Below are 20960 nucleotides of genomic sequence, written 5' to 3' on the forward strand. Positions count from 1 at the left end.
TTGCGGGCGCGCCATTTTCTTCATGTGCGCATCCTGAGAATGTTCAGCTTCGCCATTGCGGGCTTCTTATGCCGTTACCCGCCAGGAGCCGACTTCTTCGTAGGCGGAGTCGCGGATCGATTCGCTCGTCTCGACCGAGAGGTCATAGTGGCTGAGGTTTCCGGCCCAGTACCGCAGGATCCTCCCCAGTTCGGCATCGTGGGGTTGAGGGAGTGCGCTGAGGTCGATCTCAAGATGGAACCGCATGGCGTTGTCCTTTCGTACGCGAAACTTGTTTCTTTCAACTGTGACATTGAAGTGCTTCTATAAACTTGGCATGAGCAGCTCCGTGGCGTTCGTGAGGTGCGAGGGGATGGAGGTGGTATGCGTCCCGTCGATCTTGCCCGCGCCGCGCAGGTCACACCGCAGACGGTTCGGAATCTCGAAGCACAGAACGTGCTCCCGGCAGCCGAGCGCACTGCGAGCGGCTACCGCAGATACGGTCCGACCCACCTGAGTGCGCTCCATGCCTATCGAACACTCACCCGCGTACATGGTGCACCCACTGCGCGCAGCATCATGGTCGCGATCACTGCGGGAGACATTGCAACCGGGGTTGCAGAAGTAGATGCAGCGCACACAGCCCTACATGCTCAGCGGGAGGAACTCGATGACCTTGCACTCGCGCTACAGATGATCGGACGCGAGCAACCTCGCGTGCAGAATGCGACGGATCGCGTGAGCATCGGCGAACTCGCGGAGATGCTCGGCGTGCGAACCTCCGCATTGCGCGTCTGGGAGGCAGCAGGCCTCCTCCGCGCCATGCGCGACGGTGCTCACGGATATCGGGAGTACAACGAACCGCAGGTTCAGGCCGCGCGAGTCGTCCATCTGCTCCGACAGGGCGGATATCTCTTCGACCGCATTCGCCCGGCAATTGCTGCCCTCAACGGGGCCGGATCAACAGAAGCCCTGACCGCCGCCATCACCGAACGCCGCGAAGCTCTCAACCGGCGCTCCCGCCACGCGCTTCACGCCGCCGGGCTTGTCCACGCATACCTCGAGGCCCTCGAGATCGCTGAGGCGTAGCCGCTGGCGGGGGAGCGACACGTGAGTCAGGTCGCCCCCACCGAGAAAGGCGCTCCGCTGCCCCGTTCCCGGCGACGTGCCGCGATGACGCCTCCGTCTGGGAACACACGGGCAGACCTCATCTTCCGTCGCGACACAGCGGCAGCTGTGCCCGCGTGCCCGCAGACGAGTGTCCGCAGCGCCGGAACGACCGTCGGCGACGGAAGGCTGCTGAGATTCCAGCCAGCGTTTTTCCCACACACGATCGGCAATCGTCGATGCAAGGAGCATTATCGGCGCAAAAGTTACAGACCGGACGACACCGAGGCGTGCGCCGTCCGAAGCCTATGCTGAAGGGCTTGCCGCCCGGTAGGATCGGAGTAACCCGGTGAAACCCGGCTACCACCTGAATGGAGACCTGATGTCTGAGCCGTGGCTGTCCGCAGACGACATCGCCGCCCACCTCGGGATCACCAAAGACACCGTCTACACCTGGATCGCCGAGAAGGCCATGCCCGCCCACAAAGTCGGACGCCTCTGGAAGTTCCAAGCCAGCGAGATCGACGACTGGGTGCGACGAGGCGGAGCATCGGCCTCGACTCACGACGAGGATGCCGGGTAGTCGCGTGCGGATCATCAACAATGTCAGCGACCTGTTAGGCGACGATCTCAAGGCCGTGATCGTGCCGGGCTCGAAGGTGCGCATCGCAGCATCGACGTTCTCGATCTTCGCGTTCGAAGCACTCCGCAAGGAGCTTGAGAAGGTCAGCGAGTTGGAGTTCATCTTCACGTCGCCATCGTTCGTAACCGAGAAGGTGACGGACAAGCTCCGCAAGGAGCGCCGCGAGTTCTTCATCCCCGGCGGGCAGGCCGAGTCAAGCCTCGCGGGGTCCGACTTCGAGATCAGACTGCGCAACAAGCTCACCCAGCGCGCGATCGCACGAGAGTGCGCTGACTGGGTTCGCCGCAAGGTCACCTTCCGCTCAAACGCCACGGGCAACCCGATGCAGCAGTTCGCGGTCATCGATGACAAGGCCGCCTACACCCAGCTCCAGGGGTTCACGACGGCCGACCTCGGCTACGAACGCGGCAACGCCGTGTCGAGCTTCGTGAACCGGCTCGACGAGGCCCCGATGACCGAGCAGTACATGCAGCTGTTCGACCAGATTTGGAACAACCCCGAACAGGTCAGCGATGTCACCCAGGCCGTCCACGACCACATCGCCAGCGTGTACACCGAGAACTCCCCGGCACGAATCTACTTCCTGATCCTCTACAACCTCTTCGCAGAGTTCCTCGACGACATCAACGAGGACGTGCTGCCGAACGACCGCACCGGGTATCAGGAGACGAAGATCTGGCAGAGTCTCTACAACTTCCAGCGCGACGCGGCCACCGGCATCATCAACAAGTTGGAGACCTACAACGGCTGCATCCTCGCCGACTCCGTGGGCCTCGGCAAGACGTTCACCGCACTCGCCGTCATCAAGTACTACGAACTGCGCAACAAGTCCGTGCTGGTGCTCTGCCCGAAGAAGCTCGCGGAGAACTGGACGAACTACAACGCCAATCTCACGACCAACATCTTCGCCTCCGACCGGTTCAACTACGACGTGCTCGCACATACCGATCTCTCCCGCACGAAGGGTGAGTCGCTCGGCCTGCGGCTGGATCGGATCAACTGGGGCAACTACGACCTCGTCGTGATCGACGAGTCACACAACTTCCGCAACGCCGACTATGCCGAGGAGAAGGAGTCGCGCTACCAGCGCCTCATGCGCCAGGTCATCCGCGAGGGCGTGAAGACCAAGGTGCTGATGCTCTCGGCCACCCCGGTGAACAACCGGTTCAATGACCTCAAGAACCAGCTCCAGCTCGCCTACGAGGGCGAGTCGGAGAACCTCGCCCAACACCTGAACCTGTCCACGACGGTCGAGAAGGTGTTCTCCGACGCGCAACGCGTGTTCAACGAGTGGTCCAAGCTGGACCCTGAGCACCGCACCACTGACCGCATCCTCCAGATGCTCGACTTCGACTTCTTCGAGTTGCTCGATTCGGTCACCATCGCCCGCTCGCGCAAACACATCCACGCGTTCTACGACACCACCGAGATCGGCGCCTTCCCGGAACGACGCCCGCCGCTCTCCATCCGCGAGCCGCTCACGGACCTCCCGGACGTGCCCGGCTTCAACGACATCTTCGAGCAGCTCCAGGCACTGACCCTCGCCGTCTACACCCCGCTCGCCTACGTGTTCCCGAGCCGACGCTCCAAGTACGAAGACCTGTACAACGTCACCGCCGGCAGTGCCCGATCCAATCTCGGACAGGCAGGGCGTGAGCAGGGCTTGAAGAAGCTCATGACCGTCAACCTGCTCAAGCGTCTGGAAAGCTCGGTCGATGCCTTCCGCCTCACTCTGGCGAAGATCGAAGGCTCCGTCACCCACACGCTCGGGCGTATCAGCAACCACGCGGGCAACCTCGCCGACCTGAGCCCCGAGCTCGCAGGGCTCGACTTCGATGTCGATGACGAAGACGACGCGAACATCGAGGCGCTGTCCTTCGGCGAGAAGATCAAGATCGACCTCGACGACCTCGACATCGAGTCCTGGCAGCGCGACCTGTGGAACGACCGCGAGACTCTGCGCGAGCTCCTCGACGAGATGCGCAAGGTCACCCCCGACCACGACCTCAAGCTCCGCAGACTCAAGCAACTCATCGAGGACAAGGCCCGGCACCCGATCAACGACGGCAACCGCAAGGTGCTCGTGTTCTCCGCCTTCGCAGACACCGCCGACTACCTCTACCGCGAACTTGCTCCCACGCTCGCAGCCGCCGGGCTGGACACAGCCGTGATCACCGGTGGCAGCCACGGTGCGAAGACGACCCTCGGCACGGGCTTCGACTTCCAGCAGGTCATGTCGCTATTCTCGCCTCGCTCCAAGCAGCGCCATCTCACGATGCCGCGCGAGACCCGCGAGCTGGATGTGCTCATCGGCACCGACGTGATCAGCGAGGGCCAGAACCTCCAGGACTGCGACTACCTGATCAACTACGACATCCACTGGAACCCGGTACGCATCATCCAGCGCTTCGGGCGCATCGACCGCATCGGCTCCACCAACAGCCAGATTCAGCTCGTGAACTTCTGGCCCGACATCTCCCTCGACGAGTACATCAACCTCAAGGAGCGCGTCGAGAACCGCATGGTCATCGCCGACCTCGCCAGCACCGCCGACGACAACGTCCTCACCCTCGAAGACTCCGACGCCGCCTTCCGCAAGGAGCAGCTCCGCAAGCTCCAAGACGAAGTGATCGAGCTCGAAGACGTCCGCACCGGTGTCTCGATCACTGATCTCGGGCTCAACGACTTCCGTATGGACCTGCTCGGCTACATCAAGGAACACGGCGACCTCGACACCGCCCCCCGGGGCCTCCACGCCGTGATCCCAGCCGACCCCGCAAAGGGACTGCGACCCGGCGTCATCTTCGCCCTGCGAAACCTCACCGCAGACGAACACCTCAACCGAGGCAACCGCCTCCACCCGCACTACCTCGTCTATCTCGACGACCAGGGCGAGGTCATCGCGAATCACACCGAAGCCAAGCACCTCCTCGACCTGCTGCGCGTCGGCTGCCGACCCTACGAAGAGCCGGTCACCGAAGTCGTCGGCGTGTTCAATGCCGCGACCGGCGAGGGTGCGCAGATGGGCAAGTACTCGGCGCTGCTCACCGATGCGATCCACTCCATGATCGATGTCACCGAGGAACGCGACATCGACAGCCTCTTCACCGGCGGGAGCACCACCGCCCTCACCCAAACCATCGCCGGCCTCGACGACTTCGAGCTGACCGCGTTCATCGCTGTCGTAGACCCCACCGAGGGCGGTGCCGATGACTGACATCCTCTACCGCTGGCCAGAGGCAGCAAAGTTCGGCAGACGCGTGCCCAAAGAGAAGTTCTACGAGCACGGCACCGTCAGCACCGCAGTGCGCGAGAAGTTCATCAACGAAGTCCAACGCATCACCTGGGCCTACAAACTCGCCGAAACCACGATCAACCTCCCTGGCACGTCGGCGGTGCCCGAGATACAGGTCTTCACGATCGACGCCAAGACCGATTACGTCAGCGAGGGTGTCCTGGGCGCCATCGACAAGGCCATCCCGTTCCCGATCATCTTCGAGATCGCGCGTCACCGCGAACAGCCCGAGGTGCGGATTGCTGCGGCGCACAAGCAACTCGGGGCGGGAACGCCGAAACTCAGCGCCTACTACTCGACTGGTTGGCAGCCAGAGGACACCACGCGGCAGGCCCTGCCGACGGCGATCACCTTGCCTGCGCTCTACGCCGCGCTCCTGCAGCCGCTGACCCCGATCACAGCGCGCCCGGGCGAGGAGATGTCAGACGTCGCCGACAGACTGGCCACGGTGCGCAAGCTCGAACGCGAGGTCGCGTCCTTGGAGCGCAAGCTCCGTACCGAGCCACAGCTCAACCGCAAGGTCGAGCTCCGCCGCGCGCTCAAGACGAAGCAACACGAACTGGAACAGCAGAGGTAACCCGTGGAGAGACTACGCATGACATCACCCGACCTCACGCAGGCCAACATCGACAAGATCGCCACGCTGTTCCCCAGCGTCGTCACCGAGAACTTCGACGCCGACGGCAACCCAGTGCAAGCTGTCGACTTCGACCTCCTGCGTCAGGAACTCAGCGACCACATCGTCGAGGGTCCGCAGGAACGGTACCGGCTCGACTGGCCCGGCAAGCGTGCCGCAGCCTTCACAGCGAACGCGCCGATCGCGAAGACCCTCCGTCCCGTTCGCGAGGAGTCGGTGGACTTCGACACCACGAAGAACCTCTTCATCGAAGGCGACAACCTCGACGCACTCAAGCTGCTCCAGGAGTCGTATCTCGGCAAGGTCAAGCTGATCTACATCGACCCGCCCTACAACACCGGGAACGACTTCGTCTACAACGACGATTTTGCCGAGTCCGTTGAGGAGTATCTGGTCCGATCCGGTCAGGTGGGCGACTCAGGCGCAAGGCTAACGGCTAACACCGAGTCCAACGGTCGATTCCACTCTGACTGGCTGAGCATGATGTACCCGCGCCTCAAGTTGGCGCGAAACCTCCTGGCGGCCGACGGGGTACTCGTCATGTCGATCGATGACAACGAGAGCGCGAACCTTCGGAAACTCGCGGAAGAGGTGTTTGGTCCCCGAAGCTTCATCGCTCAACTCGCTATCCAGGTGAACCCGCGTGGACGACACCTTGACAGGTTCATAGCGAAGACGCACGAGTCCCTCCTCGTTTTCGTGCGCGATCCCCTGAGCGATGCCATCACCGGTGTCGAGAAGGACGGTCGCATGGCGGATGAGTACAACCGCGTGGACGAAAGCGGTCCATACCGTCTTCTAGGGCTAAGAAATCGGAATCAAGCATTCAACCCAAGCACGCGTCCGAACCTGTACTACCCGCTCTTCATCTCTCCTTCCTCCGGCAGAGTCTCGGCCGTCGGCAGTGACGAGTTTTCTGTCCAAGTCATGCCGGACGCACCTGACGGCACGCAGACGTGCTGGACCTGGAGCCGAGAGAAGGTGGCCGCCGAAGAGGCACTTCTACTCGCCGAACGTAGTGGCGACGATTGGCGGGTGTTCCGGAAGGATTACCTCCACGGCACAGACGGTGAGGTTGCGAAAACGCTGGCCAAGTCGGTCTGGCTCGACCCCGAGTTCTCCAACGACTATGGTCGCAAGTCTGTCAAGAAACTATTTGGCAGTGCCGTCATGGACTTTCCCAAGTCGCCCGAGTTCATGAAGCGCATCATAGATATCGCCTGCGGCACCAACGGAACCGTGCTCGACTTCTTTGCCGGAAGCTCGTCAATGGCACACGCGGTTCTTGATGCCAACCTTGGAGATGGCGGGACACGTCGCTTCATCATGATCCAACTCGATGAGCAGACTGACGAAAAGTCAGAAGCAGCCTCGGCGGGATTTGCGACCATCGCCGCGCTCTCCAAGGAGCGCATCCGTCGCGCCGGCGTCACACTCAAGAGTGAAGCCGGCATGCTCGAAGGCACGGTCGACGTTGGCTTCAGAGCACTCCGTGTTGACACAACGAACCTGGCAGATACGGCAACCGCAGCTGACGATCTTGTGCAGACCGCTCTAATCGACGCTGTCAGCAGCGTGAAACCCGACCGCACGGGTGAAGACCTGTTGTTTCAGGTTCTTCTCGACTGGGGCTTGGAACTCACGATGCCGATCAAGAAGGAGACCATCGATGGCTTCGAGGTGTACGACGTTGAGGAGGGTGCGTTGATCCTGTGCACACGTCCGCGTGAGGCGCGCGATTCCTCTCTCTCTCGGGCTGCCGCAGCCATCGCGGAACGTCAGCCGCTTCGCGTCGTGTTCCTCGACGAAGACTTCGCGGACGACGCGGAGCGCATCAACGTCGGGCAGGTGTTCAGTGAACGCTCGCCACACACTGAGGTCAAGACCATATGACCGTCGCTCGCTGGTCGGTGGTGCGTGATGGAGAAGCGCACCCTACATACGCCCGACCTCACCGCTCGCAACATCGAGCGGATCGCCGATCTGTTCCCGCAAGTCATCACCGAGTCCCGCGACCCGGAGGGCAACGTGATCACCGCGATTGACTTCGACTTGCTCCGTCAGGAACTCAGCGACCACATCGTGGAAGGGCCAGAGGAGCGGTACCGGCTCGACTGGCCCGGCAAGCGTGCCGCAGCCTTCGCCGCCAACACGCCGATCGCCAAGACGCTGCGTCCGGTGCGTGAGGAGTCGGTGGACTTCGACACAACGAAGAATCTCTTCATCGAGGGCGACAACCTGGAGGCGCTCAAGCTGCTTCAGGAGTCGTACCTCGGCAAGGTCAAGCTGATCTACATCGACCCGCCGTACAACACGGGAAACGATTTCGTCTACGACGATGACTTCGCCGAGTCGAGCGCCGAGTACCTCGCCCGCTCAGGTCAGAGCATGGAGAGCGGCGAGCGCCTGGTTGCGAACACCGAGGCGAACGGTCGCTTCCACTCTGACTGGCTGAGCATGATGTACCCGCGACTCAAGCTGGCCAGGAACCTACTGACCGACGATGGCGTGCTTGTCGTCTCTATCGACGAGAACGAGCACGCCAGTCTCGTCCGCCTGGGCGAGGAGGTGCTCGGCGATGCGTCGTACGTCGGAGAGATCGTGCTGAAGAACAGCAGCAAGAACGACCAGGCGTACGTCTCAATTCAGCATGAGTACATCGTCTTCTTCGTGAAGAACCGGCAGGCCAACGCCGGTGACTGGGTTGAGAAGAAGGAGGGACTCGACAAGATATATGCAGCCTTCGACGGGTTCCGGAGGAAGCATGGCGACGACTGGGCAGCTATCAATGCGGAGGCCAAGGCCTGGTACAAGACCTTCCAGGCGAGTGATCCAGTCGCCGGAAGCAAGCATTACGACTGGATGGACGAACGTGGAATCTACTTCGCGTCCGACATCTCCGGCCCAAACGACGGTCAGTACGTCTACGACGTAGCACATCCCGTGACCGGCGAAGTTGTGAAGATGCCGGCTTCCGGTTGGCGCTACCCGAAAGACGAGATGCTTCGCCGCATCGCGGAGAACCGAGTCCACTTCGGGAACGACCACACCGGGGTGCCGAAGAACAAGACCTACCTTGCGAACACCGAGTATCAGAACCTCACGAGCATCCGTTACGTCGATGGCCGCGCGGCCTCGAAACGGCTCGCGACGTTGTTCGGCGAGAAGGTCTTCACGAACCCCAAGGACGAGTTCCTGCTCCGGGACGTCTATCGCGCAGTCGGCGTGTCTGGCGACGACATCGTGCTCGACATGTTCGCGGGTTCCGGATCGGCGATGCAGGCCGTTCTCGAACTCAACGGCGCTGAGTCGATGTCATGCCGTTTCATCGGAATCCAGGTCGCCGAGGACTTGAACGAGTCTCTCAACACGGCCAAGGGGGCGGCGAAGCAGATCACCACGAATGCGATCCGGCACCTCACGCACCTCGGGCGTCCGGCGACAGTTGCTGAGATCACCAAGCAGCGAATGCGCCTCGCTCACGAGCGTTTTGCGAGTGACCTGCTGGTGGATAGCGGCTTCCGCGTGCTGCGAGTTGACAGCTCGAACTTGGTCGACACTCTGGCGGTCCCCGACGGCCTCTCGCAGGACATGCTGTCCGGAGCGATCAACAGCGTCCGATCGGATCGTGACGCGTACGACCTGCTGTTCCAAGTGCTGATCGACTGGGCTTTGGACCTGAGCGAACCCGTCGTCGTCGAACAAGTTGACGGCCGTGAAATCCTTTCGGTGGCCGAGGGAGCCCTCGTCGCCTGCTTCTCCGGGGACATCAATCCGACCATCATCAGCGAGGTCGCGAGGCGGCAGCCTCTACGGGCTGTCTTCCTGGATTCAGGCTTCGCCACAGACGCTGCACGTATCAACGCCGAGCAGGTGTTCCGTGAGGTGTCGCCCGCGACTGAGGTAAGGACTATCTGAGGAACGACATGACCCTGACGAACGACGAACTCACCGAGCTCCTCGACCGGCTGTTGGCCGGTTGGGAGAACGAGGTTGTCGAGTTCAAGGAGGCTGCGCGGCAGTTCTCTGCGGACAAGACAGGTGAGTACATCTCGGCACTGAGCAACGAGGCGAACCTACGCGGACTCGCCTCGGGGTGGCTCGTCTTCGGGGTCTCGAACGCTCGGCAGGTCGTGGGCACAACGCATCTCATCGATGTGCAGCAGCGTCAGACCTTGAAGCACCACATCCATCAGTCCATCGACCAAGGCCTGACCGTGCGAGAGGTCTACGAGGTCACGCACTCGGGCAAGCGTGTGGTCCTTCTTGAGGTGCCAGCGGCGCCCCGCGGCATCCCAATCTCGTGGAAGGGTGACTACCGAGCTCGCGCCGGCGAGAGCCTGGTGCCGCTCTCGCTCGACAAGTTGGATGAGATTCGGCGGCAGACCATCAGCGCGGACTGGACAGCGGTGGTGGTTCCTGACGCCACGCTCGCTCACCTCGATCCAGCGGCGATCGCACGCGCACGACAGGGGTTCACCGAGCGCTACGCCTCTCGTATCCCTGCCGCTGACATCGACTCATGGGATGACGCGACGTTCTTGGCCAAGGCGAGGTTGACCCGCGACGGTCAGATCACGCGAGCCGCGCTCCTTCTGCTCGGCGCCGACACCTCCACGCACCTGCTGAGCCCGCACCCGGCTCAGATGACCTGGAAGCTCGTTGGTGAGCAGCGGGCGAACGAGCACTTCCGTCTGCCGTTCCTGCTGAACACGACCGCGCTCGCGAAGCGCATCCGCAACGTGCAGCTCCGGCTCCTGCCGCCAGATGAGTTGATCTATCGAGAGATCAGCAAGTACGACGAACGCAGCCTGCTCGAAGCGCTCTACAACTGCATCGCGCACCAGGACTACACGCGAAACTCTCGGATCATCGTCACCGAGCTTGCCGACCGCATCGTGTTCGAGAGCGTGGGCGAGTTCTTCGACGGCGCACCCGATGACTACGCCCTGGACGAGCGCACCCCACGGCAGTACCGCAACCCGTTCCTCGTGGAGGCGATGACGGAGTTGAACCTCATCGACCAGATGGGCTACGGGATCCACCGGATGGTGCGGGACCAGGTCCGTCGCTTCTTGCCGCTGCCGGACTACGACCTCAGCACCCCTGGCGAGGTGAAGCTCACCATCCCGGGCGCGGTGATCGATGAGTCCTACTCTCAGCTGCTCATGGTCCGAACCGATCTTCCGCTCGAAGACGTGCTTGCGCTGGATCGGGTGCAGAAGGGACTCGACATCAGTGAGAAGGCTGCCCGCCATCTGCGCAGAGTCGGTCTGATCGAGGGCCGCAAGCCTCACCGCCGGATCACTCCTCGCGTCGCAGCGGCGACCGGGGCGATGGCCGACTACATCCGCACCCAGCCTCAGGCGGACGCGCACTACGCAGCCCTGCTGACTGACTTCCTCCGCGCGCAGGGACACGCAGACCGTGGCGACGTGGAGGCCTTGCTCCGACCGGCGCTCAGCGAGGCGCTCACCGAGCAGCAGAAGGCAACCAAGATCACGAACCTGCTGACGAAGCTGCGACGCCAGGGCGTCATCGTGAACCGCGGCACGCGTACGAAGCCACGATGGGAGCTTTCTTACGCAGGCGACGAAGGCGCGCAGTCCGAGCCCCCGCGCAAGAAGGATGACGACGACAGCAGTGGTGCTGGAGGGGCGGGATCAGTGTGAATACAGGCATCTACGCCGTCCGCAACCTTCTAGCAGCGACGACGAACAGCGCTGATTGCAGAAAGAAAGACACCCGATGAAGCTCCAGTTCAAGGTCCAGCAGTACCAGACCGATGCCGTCGATGCTGTCGTCGAGGCCTTCGCCGGGCAGCCGAAGCACGACGGTATCTCCTACCGGATCGACCCCGGCAAGGTCCGCCCTGCCACCGCTCCGGCGCTGTTCGAGACCGAGGAGCGCCCAGACGCCGGCCTCCGCAACGCCGAGATCGCCCTGTCCGGCGCGCGGCTGCTGGAGAACGTGCATGCGGTGCAACGGTCACGGAACCTGCCACTGTCTACCAAGCTGATCGACAGCAAGGCCGCCCCGGGCGCTCCGAACCTCGATGTCGAGATGGAGACCGGTACCGGCAAGACCTACGTCTACATCAAGACGATCATGGAGCTCCACAAGCGGTACGGCTGGTCGAAGTACATCATCGTGGTGCCCTCGGTCGCGATCCGTGAGGGCGTGAAGAAGTCGTTCGACGTGACCGCCGAGCACTTCCAGCAGCTCTACGGCACCAAGCCTCGCTCGTTCATCTACAACTCCTCCCAGCTCCACGAACTGGAGCGCTTCAGCTCGGACGCCGGCGTGCAGGTGATGATCATCAACATTCAGGCGTTCAACGCCACCGGCAAAGACAACCGCCGCATCTACGACGAGCTGGACGACTTCCAGTCCCGCCGCCCGATCGACGTGATCAGCGCCAACCGCCCGATCGTGATCATCGACGAGCCCCAGAAGATCGGAGCACCCAAGTCGCTCGAAGCACTGTCGCGGTTCAACGCCCTGATGCTGCTTCGCTACTCCGCCACACACAAGGTCGATCACACGAAGGTGCACCGGCTCGACGCACTGGACGCCTACAACCAGAAGCTGGTGAAGAAGATCGCCGTGCGCGGCATCACCGTAAAGGGACTCGCTGGATCGGCTGCCTACCTATACCTGGACGCAATCGAGATCGCCAAGGGCGCCAAGCCTCGGGCGCGGGTCGAGCTTGAGGTGCAGACCGCATCGGGCATCAAGCGACAGGTCAAACGTCTCGACATGGGCGCGAACCTCCACGACGTCTCGAACGGGATCGAGGCATACAAGGGACTGTTCATCACCGAGGTGGACGCCAACCGCGACGTGATTGAGCTGAGCAACGGTGACGTGGTCGTGGCAGGGCAGCTCGCCGACCGGGATGTCACCGAGGAGACCAAGCGGCGCATCCAGATTCGCGAGGTCGTCCGTGCACATCTGGATAAGGAGCGCGAACTTTTCAGCCAGGGCGTCAAAGTGCTCTCGCTGTTCTTCATCGACGAGGTCGCCAAGTACCGCGACTACAACCGCGAGGACACCCTCGGCGACTACGCCCGCATCTTCGAAGAGGAGTACGCCGCGATCCGCGACGAGGTGCTCGGCGAACTCGCCATCGATGCGGCGACCGAGGAGTACCAGGCCTACCTGCGCCGTGACGACGTGCGTCGGGTCCACGAGGGCTACTTCTCCATCGACAAGAAGACCAAGCACCAGATCGACGGCAAGGTCTCCGGCCGTGGCGACGACAAGGGCCAGTCCACCGACACCGACGCGTACGACCTGATCCTCAAAGACAAGGAACGCCTGCTGTCGTTCACCGAACCCGTCCGGTTCATCTTCTCCCACTCGGCACTGCGCGAGGGCTGGGACAACCCCAACGTGTTCGTCATGGGGATGCTCAAGAAGAGCGACAACACGGTCTCCCGGCGCCAGGAGATCGGGCGTGGCCTGCGGCTGGCCGTCGACCAGCACGGCGAACGGATGGACAACCACGTCACCGTGCACGACATCAACGAGCTGACCGTCGTCACCGACGAGTCCTACACCGACTTCGTGACCGGCCTTCAGCGTGAAATCTCCGAGTCGCTGGCTGCGCGGCCACGCAAGGCCAGCGTCAAGTTCTTCGTCGGCAAGACCATCCATACTCTCTCTGGCGAGTCGGTCATCGAGGAGGCCGTCGCCCAGGCGCTCTACAAGTACCTCGTCAAGAACGACTACGTGAACGACGACGACACCATCTCCGATGCTTACAAGCAGGCCAAGGAGGATGGCACACTGGCTGCGCCAACCTCCGACGCGCTCAAGCCCGTCATCGACTTCGTGTGGCCCCTGATCGACGTCCTCTACCTTGACCTGCCGGTGCCCACCGATGACCGCAAGCCGAAGAAGATTCCGTTGAACGAAGCCAACTTCGCGCGCAAGGAGTTCCAGGCTCTGTGGGGCCGGATCAACCACCGCGCCGTCTACCAGGTCGAATTCGACTCGGGCGAACTGATTCGCAAGGCGACCGAGCACCTCGACAAGCACCTCAACGTCGCCGCGCTGCAATACGTGGTGCAAGCCGGGCAGCAGCGCGAGCAGCTGGAAGCGGACGACCTGACCGGCGGCTCCGGCTTCGCAGTGCAGACCACGCAGACGCACACCGAGACCGTGAGCGCCGGCTCACAGGTGAAGTACGACCTGCTCGGCGAGATCACCGAGAAGACCCAGCTCACCCGTCGCACGGTCGCGGCGATCCTCCGCGGCGTCACTCCAGGAACGTTCGCCAAGTTCCGCCTCAACCCCGAGCAGTTCATCACCGAGGCCGCCCGACTCATCAACGAGCAGAAGGCCACGGTCATCGTCGAGCACCTCGCCTACGACGCACTCGAAGACCGATTCGACTCCGCGATCTTCACCGAGAACCAGACGGCTCAGGACTTCTCGAAGGCTGGGTCGAAGCTCAAGAAGCACGTCTACGACTACGTGGTCACCGACTCCAAGATCGAGCGCGAGTTCGTCACCGAACTCGACACCAGCAACGAGGTCGCCGTCTACGCGAAGCTCCCGCGAGGGTTCTTCATCCCCACGCCTGTTGGCGACTACAACCCCGACTGGGCCATCGCGTTCACCGAGGGCAGCGTGAAGCATGTCTACTTCGTCGCCGAAACGAAGGGCTCGCTGTCGACACTCCAGCTTAAGGGCGTCGAGGACGCGAAGATCGAGTGCGCCCGCAAGTTCTTCGCATCCCTCAGCGAAAAGAACGGACAGGACGTCACGTATGACGTGGTCACCGACTACACCGAGCTGATGCAACTCGTGACGGCGTAGGACTGGTGGTTGGGGTCAGCCGCTTTCTGCTTGGCAGACTTCGGAAGGAATCTAAACGATGATGATCATCGCGATCGCGACACAAGAGAAGCCGAGGAGAATGAGTGCGCCGAATCCGTAGACGGCTTTCTCGCATGCGGCGAATTTTCGCTCAGCGAGCTTAGAAAGGTCGAGGATCTGCTGCCAGGCGTCATCCGCGGCTGAGGAGGTAGAGAGGTGCTCGTGCAAGTCGGTGACTGACGCACGGGCAAGGGAAGGCCACGAGAATCTGTTGGGTTGCAGATAGCCAACCTTGCGTTGAGGGCCGATTGCTTTCATCAGCCAGAACAATGTCCACATGAACGTGAGGAGCGTCAAGGTGGCTGGGCCCCCCACGTAGAGTCCAGTGATCCATGACTGCTGCGCCGCCTTCATGATCGTGCTGGAGTTGCTTACCAGCATCGTCATTGCGACGCCCAAACCTGCAATGAGGACGGTCGCTTTGGTGTCTGCAAATCGTACCCAGTTCGCGATCTGGTCGAGAGCTTGACTGCTCCCGTCTGTTGGACCGGCCTCGGGTCGTCGCTTAGGCCACAAGAGCCTGCGCTCCTTCGATTGGCCAACGCCTCGTGATGCGCCACTCTGTGTAGGCAGCGAGCCAATGCGCCGCCCAAGCAGTAACCGTGGCGACAGTGTGTTCATGAGGGTCCCAGTCGTCTTCGTCGGCGACGCACAGATTCCCGTTCAAGTAAAGGTGAGGTGAAGGCACCCAAGATCGACCTGCGGCGATGCCGAGCTTGGGCCCCACGACCGCGACTCTGGGGAGGCCTTCATCCTGCCGGGTCATGATCAGCACTTTGAACTTGCCGCGCCCCGTGTTGAGTTCACCGCCCCAGCAGGGACCGAGGCCGTCTGAAGCGGGCAGGTAGGTGAAGCCAGGGAACGACTGCTCCATGGCGCTGATGTGATGCTGTAGACGTGCGCTATCTGTCCACCAGGGCGCGTCATTCACAGCATTGTCAGGGGCTTCCTCGCCGCCGTGGAACGTGTGCTTCTGGACCGGGGTGACGAACCCGAGGGAACTGTGAACGTAGCCGGAGGGCGACGCTTGTACATCGTCGAAGACGATCTGCCCATTCACGGTGACGTATCGAGGAACGTCGACTCCGTGATGATGAAGAAGTGCAGCGATGCTCATGACGCCTGCCTTATCTGATCGCGATGGACGATGTCGGGTTTCCGCTGAGCTGCAGTGCCACATCGTCTAGATACGGAAGAGCCTGCCGCCAGTGGTAGTCATAGAAGTGGTACTTCTTGCGTTCATAGTCGCGCTGGTATGTCTTCGGAGAGTCACTGTGCTCGACGAATGAGGTCGCCCCCGGAAGCTGGCTTGTCAGTCCTTCGCCCACGACGATCTCCCAGGAGTTCGCCTTCTTCTCGCACTTCGCAGCGAAGTTTGCAGCAAACCCAAGAGGGTTCACTTCGCTGTGACCCGAGCTGCCCGTCCGCACGAAGGTGATTCGACCGTAGTCAAGACCAGCTCTCGCCTGCACCCGATGGATACTGCGGTACTCGAGCCGCGGGTTCACTTCACTCTCCACTGCTCCAAGGGCGAACGCGCAGGCTCCGAGAGCCATAGTGGCGTCGACTTGTGAGTTTCCCGGACCGAATCCTGCGAATAGGCCGTCTCCCCGGAGTCCGAGCGGATAACCGCCGTAAGCAAGGACTACTTCGATGAAGCCCGTCAGCACGGCGTGCGCAAGATCCACGACTTGGGTTTCTTCGTCCCAGAAGGTGCGGCCAGTGAAGTCGGTGAGATCGAGGAACGCGACTGCCAGAGGAACGGTGCGACGTTCTCCTACTGCAAGGTCTTCGAAGGCAGGGTGGCCCAGCGCCTTGGCTTCGGGTGCGGCCGACGCGTAGAGTTCGCTGAGGTTTCGCCCTTCGCGACGTGCCTGAAAGTCACGTATGACAGTGTCCCCGAAGGTCGATGGCGTGTAGTTCGCCATCAACCTTGTTCCGAAGCCGTTCACTGAGGACTACTTTCGGGTGCCGTACGGGCTCTGGTTGGTCGGCTTGAGTGAGACACCGATGTCGCTTGCGCGGCTCCGGACGGCATCCTCGCTCCTTCCCATGTGCAGGCCGATCACGCGGGTCGGTGTGTTGCCTTTGGCCTCTCGTCGCAGTTGCGCGTCTCGGGCCGAGGTCCAGGGCTTGCCCGCGTTGGGCGGCTGCTTCTTGCTCATGTCGTTCTCCTGATCTGTAGAGCTCATCTGGCAGTTGGTTCGAGATCAGGATGACAGGAGAGCCTGGCTAGCGCAACGTAGATCTTGACCTTCTACTTAAGTTTATCACAACGGAAGTAGCTTGTTGCTTGTATGGCGCGTCGCGTGACAGGGTTGCGCGTGCGTCTGCTTTACTGGTTGCATGATGTCATGGGATCCGCACGGTGCAGAGCGCCTCGAGGAGATAAAGCGGGCTGTAGCCGATGTGAGCCTCGACGTTCTCGTGCAGGAGGCCGTCAAGGAGGTCTGGAGTGCGAACCGTGCACGTCACGAGCCGGAGGAACTCTTCGACGACGCTTTCACGTTGAGCACCGTCTCGAGCAGAAATCTCGCCAATCGCCTGTATACGACAGTGAACAGGGATAGCGGGCTACGACGTGCTGGGGTTTCCGCAACCAGGGACTTTGCGGCCACCGTCTTGCGCGTGGGCGCCTTTGATATTCGCTTGGTCAAGACCCCGCACCTCGCTGCGCGTAAGCCCGACTTCGTGTCCAGCTTTGACTGGAGGGACAGCGAATCCCGTCTAGCCGCGGCGGCCCGCAACCACGGGGCGTACTCGCCACCCATCCGCAGACCCGAGATGTCGCCGTTGTTCGAGATTGAACAGATCGATGCTTCCGAGAGCGTCCGGGGCTGCAGGGACGCGTTCCTTGTATGGGGCGCTGAGTACGAGTCCGAGCTCACTGCGGGATGGCTTGGCCTTCCGACCACTACTCCGGATCGCTGGCTCGCGGTTGCGCCCCTCTGGTGGGACGAACCTGCATCGCGCACAACGAAGTTCGAGGACGCGGACGCTTCGACTGAGAACGTTGGCTTTGCGGATCAGCCAGAACCGGTTCCGAACATCTCACTGAAGGTCCGGAAGATAGAAGGAAACTCGCTGTGACAGAGGAAGTAGACCCGACGGAACGCGCCCGACGACGTCGTACCACCGGGACATCCGTTGACTTCGACGGGCGGCGACTCTCTCTAGCTCGACGCCTCAGGCGACTACAACGAACCACCCTCGCTGCAAAGACGACTGTCTCGGCAGCAGCAATCACACAGTTCGAACGAGGAACCTCACGGCCGACCAACACTGTTGTCGCCGAGCTTGCTCTCGCGCTGGGGGTCCCAACTGGCTTCTTCCAACGCGGCCGAGCGATAGAGCAAGTCCCAGCGAGCAGTGCTCACTTCCGCTCGCTCAGAGCCACGCCAGCGATCGCGCGAGACCAGGCCCTCGCCTTCGCCGAGATAGCCCTCGCTGTCGTGGACGTGTTCGAGCAGTACGTCGACTTTCCTCCAGTCACGGAGATCATCGACCCGGTTGAGGACGAACCCAGTCGCGAACGTATAGCCGAACTCGCCGCTCAAGCTCGCGCAAAACTCGGGTTGCAGGCAGGACCGGTACCGAACGTCGTGCGGCTGATGGAAGCCCACGGCATAGTCGTCCTTCGCCTGCCTCAAGACATCGATCGAAAGGTGGATGCTTTTTCAACCGATGTCGGCTCCCGGCCCCTAGTTCTCCTCTCGCCTTCAAAGCATGACAAGGCTCGCAGTCGATTCGACGCTGCCCATGAGCTGGGGCACCTCGTTATGCACCACGAGGTTGAACCGGGTTCCAAGATCATCGAGAATCAAGCACACCGCTTCGCCGCCGAGTTCCTCGCTCCGAGTGCTGAGCTCATACCCGAGCTACCGACCAGAGTGGACTGGGAAGCCCTTCTGAAACTGAAGGCCAAGTGGGGTATCAGCCTGAAGGCACTCATCTACCGAGCTCACGACCTAGAGGTGTGGGGGGACTACACCTACCGGAACGCGAGCAAACAACTCGCGGTGCAAGGCCTCCCAGAGCCTGGCCCACTCGGCCTACCTGAGTCTCCGTCACTCCTTGGTCGGGCTGCCTCTCTTTTGAAGGACGCTGGAATCGATAGCACGGATCTCGCCGTCGCGAGTCGTCTCACTGAGCATCAGATCAACGAGGTGATCGAGGCGGGAAGCGACCTCAAGCCAAAGTTGCGGCTGGCGATTGATCCGAACGAGCACTGACCGCCGAGCACCCAGGTTGGCGTCTCGGTGGCCTCGGAGCGGGAGGCTTCGAGGCCACCCGAATCATGAGTGCCTCGGTCACCACTTTGATCACCAGAAACCCCTTCCGAGGTCACCAGATTGGCTGGCATCGGCCGGTACCAACCGGTAAGCTGATGCCATGAGAACCGCAGAAACACGCGGTGTTTCGCCCGATCGGCGCTCAGGCACAACGGACTCCGGATCCTTCAGTTGTTCTTGGTTCGAGTCTCACGAGCCTCAAGCCGGTCGCGGCTCGGCGTTGTCGCAGCCAGCGAAGAATGAGACGATGCCAGCATGACCGGCCGCATCATCGACCGGGTGGCGACACCCGAAGAGCACGCCCGACTGGCGGCAGCCGTCGGCTGGCAGTCGCACTTCGACAACCATCTCCGAGCCGCGTCGCTCGCCGCCTCCATCGCCGGGGTCGTGTATGTCGACGATGAAGGCGACACCGTCGGCATGGCACGGGCCGTCGGCGACGGGCTGCAGTACGCCTATATCCAAGACGTCATCGTCGAACCCGAACACAGCGACGAGGGTATCGCCACCGCCCTCGTCGCGCGCCTCGTCGACCTGCTGCGGCCCGATCCCGGCGCCGAGATATTCATCGGCCTCTTCGCCAGCGAGGAAGCCGTCGGTGTCTACGAGTCGCTCGGGTTCTCGAGCAAAGAGGCGCTGGGCATGCATCAGCGGGTCTCGGGGGACGCCGCAGCAGGGTAGCGACCCCCGATCCCGCACCACAAGGGCTATGCCGGGCAGCTCCGCGACCGTAGATTTGGCAGTATGGTCGACCCCGGCTCGTCCCCGCTGCACCCCCTGCTCGAGATCGCGCAGGCGGTGCCGTGGACGCTGCTCGCCGTCCTCTCCTACGCGGTCACCATCGCCGTCGGCACCCTCAGCATGCGCGGCCACCGCATCCGTCGCAGGTGGCACAGCCGCCTCTTCATCCTCACCTGCGCGCTCACGGTCGTGGCGGCGATCCTCTCGTTCCCGGAGCACTGGATCCGCGGCCTGCTGCTCGCCGTCGCGCTCGTGCCGCTGGCCCTGCTCCCGTTCCTCAGCGCGCCGGTGCGCCGACATCCGAGCAGACACGTCGCGATAGGGCTCTCGGTCGCCCCCTGCTACCTCGCGGCCCTCACGATGTGGGCGGTGCAGCCGCGATGAGAGGCACGAAGACGCCCGCGTCGAGGCGGCCACCGTACGAGGACGCGAGCCGCCCCGAATCCCGGCGCCGCCCCGAGCCGCGGCGCCGTCCCCAACCGCGGCACGGCCCCCAACCGCGGCACCGCCCCGAACCCCGGCACCGCCCCGAGACCCGACGCCGACACCGTCCAGAAACCCCGAGCACAGGAGCACCCCATGGAATTCCTCGACGCCCTCTTCGGCCGCCGCACCACGAACGGGCCGTTCCTGCCCGACCCGGTGAGCGAGGAGCACCAGCGACTGCTCCTCAAGGCGGCCGCGTCGGCGCCGTCGCAGTTCAACAGCCAGCCCTGGCGCTTCCTGGTGATCGAGGATCGCTCCACGATCGAGACCATCGCGAAGATCAGCGGGGAGTCGATGACCGCCGTCATCTCCGAGGGCTCCTTCTTCAACCGCTATAAGCGGCACTTCCGATTCAGCGCCGAGGAGATGGCCGAGCACCGGTCGGGCATGTACTTCGACAAGCTGCCGGCCCCGCTGCGGCCGTTCACGAAGGCCGTCTTCACCAGCGCCGGCATCAGCACGATGCGCATGCTGCGGGTGCCCCAGACCCTGGGCGAGGAGAACCGCAAGCTCGTCGCGGGATCCCCGCTGATCCTGGGCGTCATGCTCGACCGCCGCGAGCGTGAGGCGCACCCGCTGGCCGACTTCTACTGCCAGTTCAGCATGGGCGCGGCGATGGAGAACGTGTGGCTCACCACGGTCGAGCTGGGCATGGGGATCCAGTTCATCTCGTTCCCCATGGAGGTTCCGGATCAGTGGGCCAGGCTCACCGAGATGCTCGCCGTGCCCGACGACCTCGAGCTCATGGCCCTCTACCGCCTCGGCTACGTGCCGGAGACCTCGCAGCGCCCCGCCATCGACTGGTCGAGCCGCGAGCGACGCCCGCCGTCGCAGTTCGTGTTCCGCGAGACCTGTCGCACTCCGCAGAGCGGCTGGGACGAGAGCTGAGCGTCG

General features: G+C 62.6%; 18 protein-coding genes. 13 read left to right on the top strand and 5 right to left on the bottom strand.

The window, feature by feature from the left end; genetic code table 11:
- Positions 1 to 66: 66 nt before the first annotated feature.
- Entirely contained in the window at positions 67 to 246 is a 180-nt protein-coding gene (locus JD276_RS08180; protein ID WP_200115154.1) for a hypothetical protein, read from the bottom strand.
- Positions 247 to 363: 117 nt separating this feature from the next.
- Between JD276_RS08180 and JD276_RS08185 the strand changes: the two genes are divergently transcribed.
- The 8 genes from JD276_RS08185 (at position 364) to JD276_RS08220 (ending at position 14487) form a co-directional block, all read left to right on the top strand.
- Complete coding sequence (locus JD276_RS08185; protein WP_200115155.1) at positions 364 to 1068, top strand: MerR family transcriptional regulator; 705 nt, start codon at positions 364 to 366, stop codon at positions 1066 to 1068.
- 400 nt (positions 1069 to 1468) lie between these two features.
- Positions 1469 to 1669, top strand: a complete 201-nt coding sequence (locus JD276_RS08190; protein ID WP_200115156.1) for a helix-turn-helix domain-containing protein — start codon at positions 1469 to 1471, stop codon at positions 1667 to 1669.
- Complete coding sequence (locus tag JD276_RS08195; RefSeq protein WP_233615476.1) at positions 1659 to 4946, top strand: helicase-related protein; 3288 nt, start codon at positions 1659 to 1661, stop codon at positions 4944 to 4946. Before JD276_RS08190 ends, JD276_RS08195 begins: the two co-directional genes overlap by 11 nt.
- Positions 4939 to 5601, top strand: coding sequence for a DUF4391 domain-containing protein (locus tag JD276_RS08200; RefSeq protein WP_200115157.1), 663 nt, complete (start codon positions 4939 to 4941; stop codon positions 5599 to 5601). The genes JD276_RS08195 and JD276_RS08200 overlap by 8 nt, the downstream gene beginning before the upstream one ends.
- Before the next feature lie 18 nt (positions 5602 to 5619).
- Positions 5620 to 7554, top strand: coding sequence for a site-specific DNA-methyltransferase (locus tag JD276_RS08205; RefSeq protein WP_200115158.1), 1935 nt, complete (start codon positions 5620 to 5622; stop codon positions 7552 to 7554).
- Positions 7555 to 7581: 27 nt separating this feature from the next.
- Complete coding sequence (locus JD276_RS08210; RefSeq protein WP_200115159.1) at positions 7582 to 9579, top strand: site-specific DNA-methyltransferase; 1998 nt, start codon at positions 7582 to 7584, stop codon at positions 9577 to 9579.
- An 8-nt stretch (positions 9580 to 9587) separates the two neighbouring features.
- The gene (locus tag JD276_RS08215) at positions 9588 to 11333 is read left to right on the top strand and encodes an RNA/DNA-binding domain-containing protein (protein WP_200115160.1); all 1746 of its coding nucleotides are present in this window, start codon (positions 9588 to 9590) and stop codon (positions 11331 to 11333) included.
- A gap of 76 nt (positions 11334 to 11409) precedes the next feature.
- Positions 11410 to 14487, top strand: a complete 3078-nt coding sequence (locus tag JD276_RS08220) for a type III restriction-modification system endonuclease (protein WP_200115161.1) — start codon at positions 11410 to 11412, stop codon at positions 14485 to 14487.
- Between the two features lie 51 nt (positions 14488 to 14538).
- On the opposite strand, the gene JD276_RS16460 is transcribed toward JD276_RS08220, so the two are convergent.
- Genes JD276_RS16460 through JD276_RS08240 form a run of 4 tightly spaced genes read right to left on the bottom strand, consistent with a single transcriptional unit; the run spans position 14539 to position 16712 of the window.
- A complete protein-coding gene (locus JD276_RS16460; RefSeq protein ID WP_491510104.1) occupies positions 14539 to 15168 on the bottom strand; it encodes a Pycsar system effector family protein in 630 nt (209 codons plus the stop codon).
- Positions 15053 to 15664 (bottom strand): type II CBASS E2 protein, encoded by a 612-nt coding sequence (locus JD276_RS08230; protein WP_200115163.1) that lies wholly within the window; start codon positions 15662 to 15664, stop codon positions 15053 to 15055. Before JD276_RS08230 ends, JD276_RS16460 begins: the two co-directional genes overlap by 116 nt.
- 10 nt (positions 15665 to 15674) lie before the next feature.
- Entirely contained in the window at positions 15675 to 16499 is an 825-nt protein-coding gene (locus tag JD276_RS08235; protein ID WP_230763028.1) for an adenylate/guanylate cyclase domain-containing protein, read from the bottom strand.
- Between the two features lie 6 nt (positions 16500 to 16505).
- Positions 16506 to 16712, bottom strand: coding sequence for a hypothetical protein (locus JD276_RS08240; protein ID WP_200115164.1), 207 nt, complete (start codon positions 16710 to 16712; stop codon positions 16506 to 16508).
- A 181-nt stretch (positions 16713 to 16893) separates the two neighbouring features.
- Here JD276_RS08240 and JD276_RS08245 point away from each other — a divergent pair, with 181 nt between their 5' ends.
- The 5 genes from JD276_RS08245 (at position 16894) to JD276_RS08265 (ending at position 20954) form a co-directional block, all read left to right on the top strand.
- Entirely contained in the window at positions 16894 to 17637 is a 744-nt protein-coding gene (locus JD276_RS08245) for a hypothetical protein (protein WP_200115165.1), read from the top strand.
- A complete protein-coding gene (locus tag JD276_RS16320; protein ID WP_200115166.1) occupies positions 17634 to 18779 on the top strand; it encodes a helix-turn-helix domain-containing protein in 1146 nt (381 codons plus the stop codon). Before JD276_RS08245 ends, JD276_RS16320 begins: the two co-directional genes overlap by 4 nt.
- Before the next feature lie 315 nt (positions 18780 to 19094).
- Positions 19095 to 19520 (top strand): GNAT family N-acetyltransferase, encoded by a 426-nt coding sequence (locus JD276_RS08255; RefSeq protein ID WP_200115167.1) that lies wholly within the window; start codon positions 19095 to 19097, stop codon positions 19518 to 19520.
- Positions 19521 to 19583: 63 nt separating this feature from the next.
- On the top strand, positions 19584 to 19964 hold the full coding sequence (locus JD276_RS08260; RefSeq protein WP_200115168.1) for a hypothetical protein: 381 nt from the start codon (positions 19584 to 19586) through the stop codon (positions 19962 to 19964).
- A gap of 195 nt (positions 19965 to 20159) precedes the next feature.
- Positions 20160 to 20954, top strand: a complete 795-nt coding sequence (locus JD276_RS08265; RefSeq protein WP_200115169.1) for a nitroreductase family protein — start codon at positions 20160 to 20162, stop codon at positions 20952 to 20954.
- Positions 20955 to 20960: the final 6 nt, after the last annotated feature.

It is taken from the genome of Leucobacter chromiisoli (genome assembly GCF_016522505.1).
In the GTDB taxonomy this organism is placed as follows: Bacteria; Actinomycetota; Actinomycetes; order Actinomycetales; family Microbacteriaceae; genus Leucobacter; species Leucobacter chromiisoli.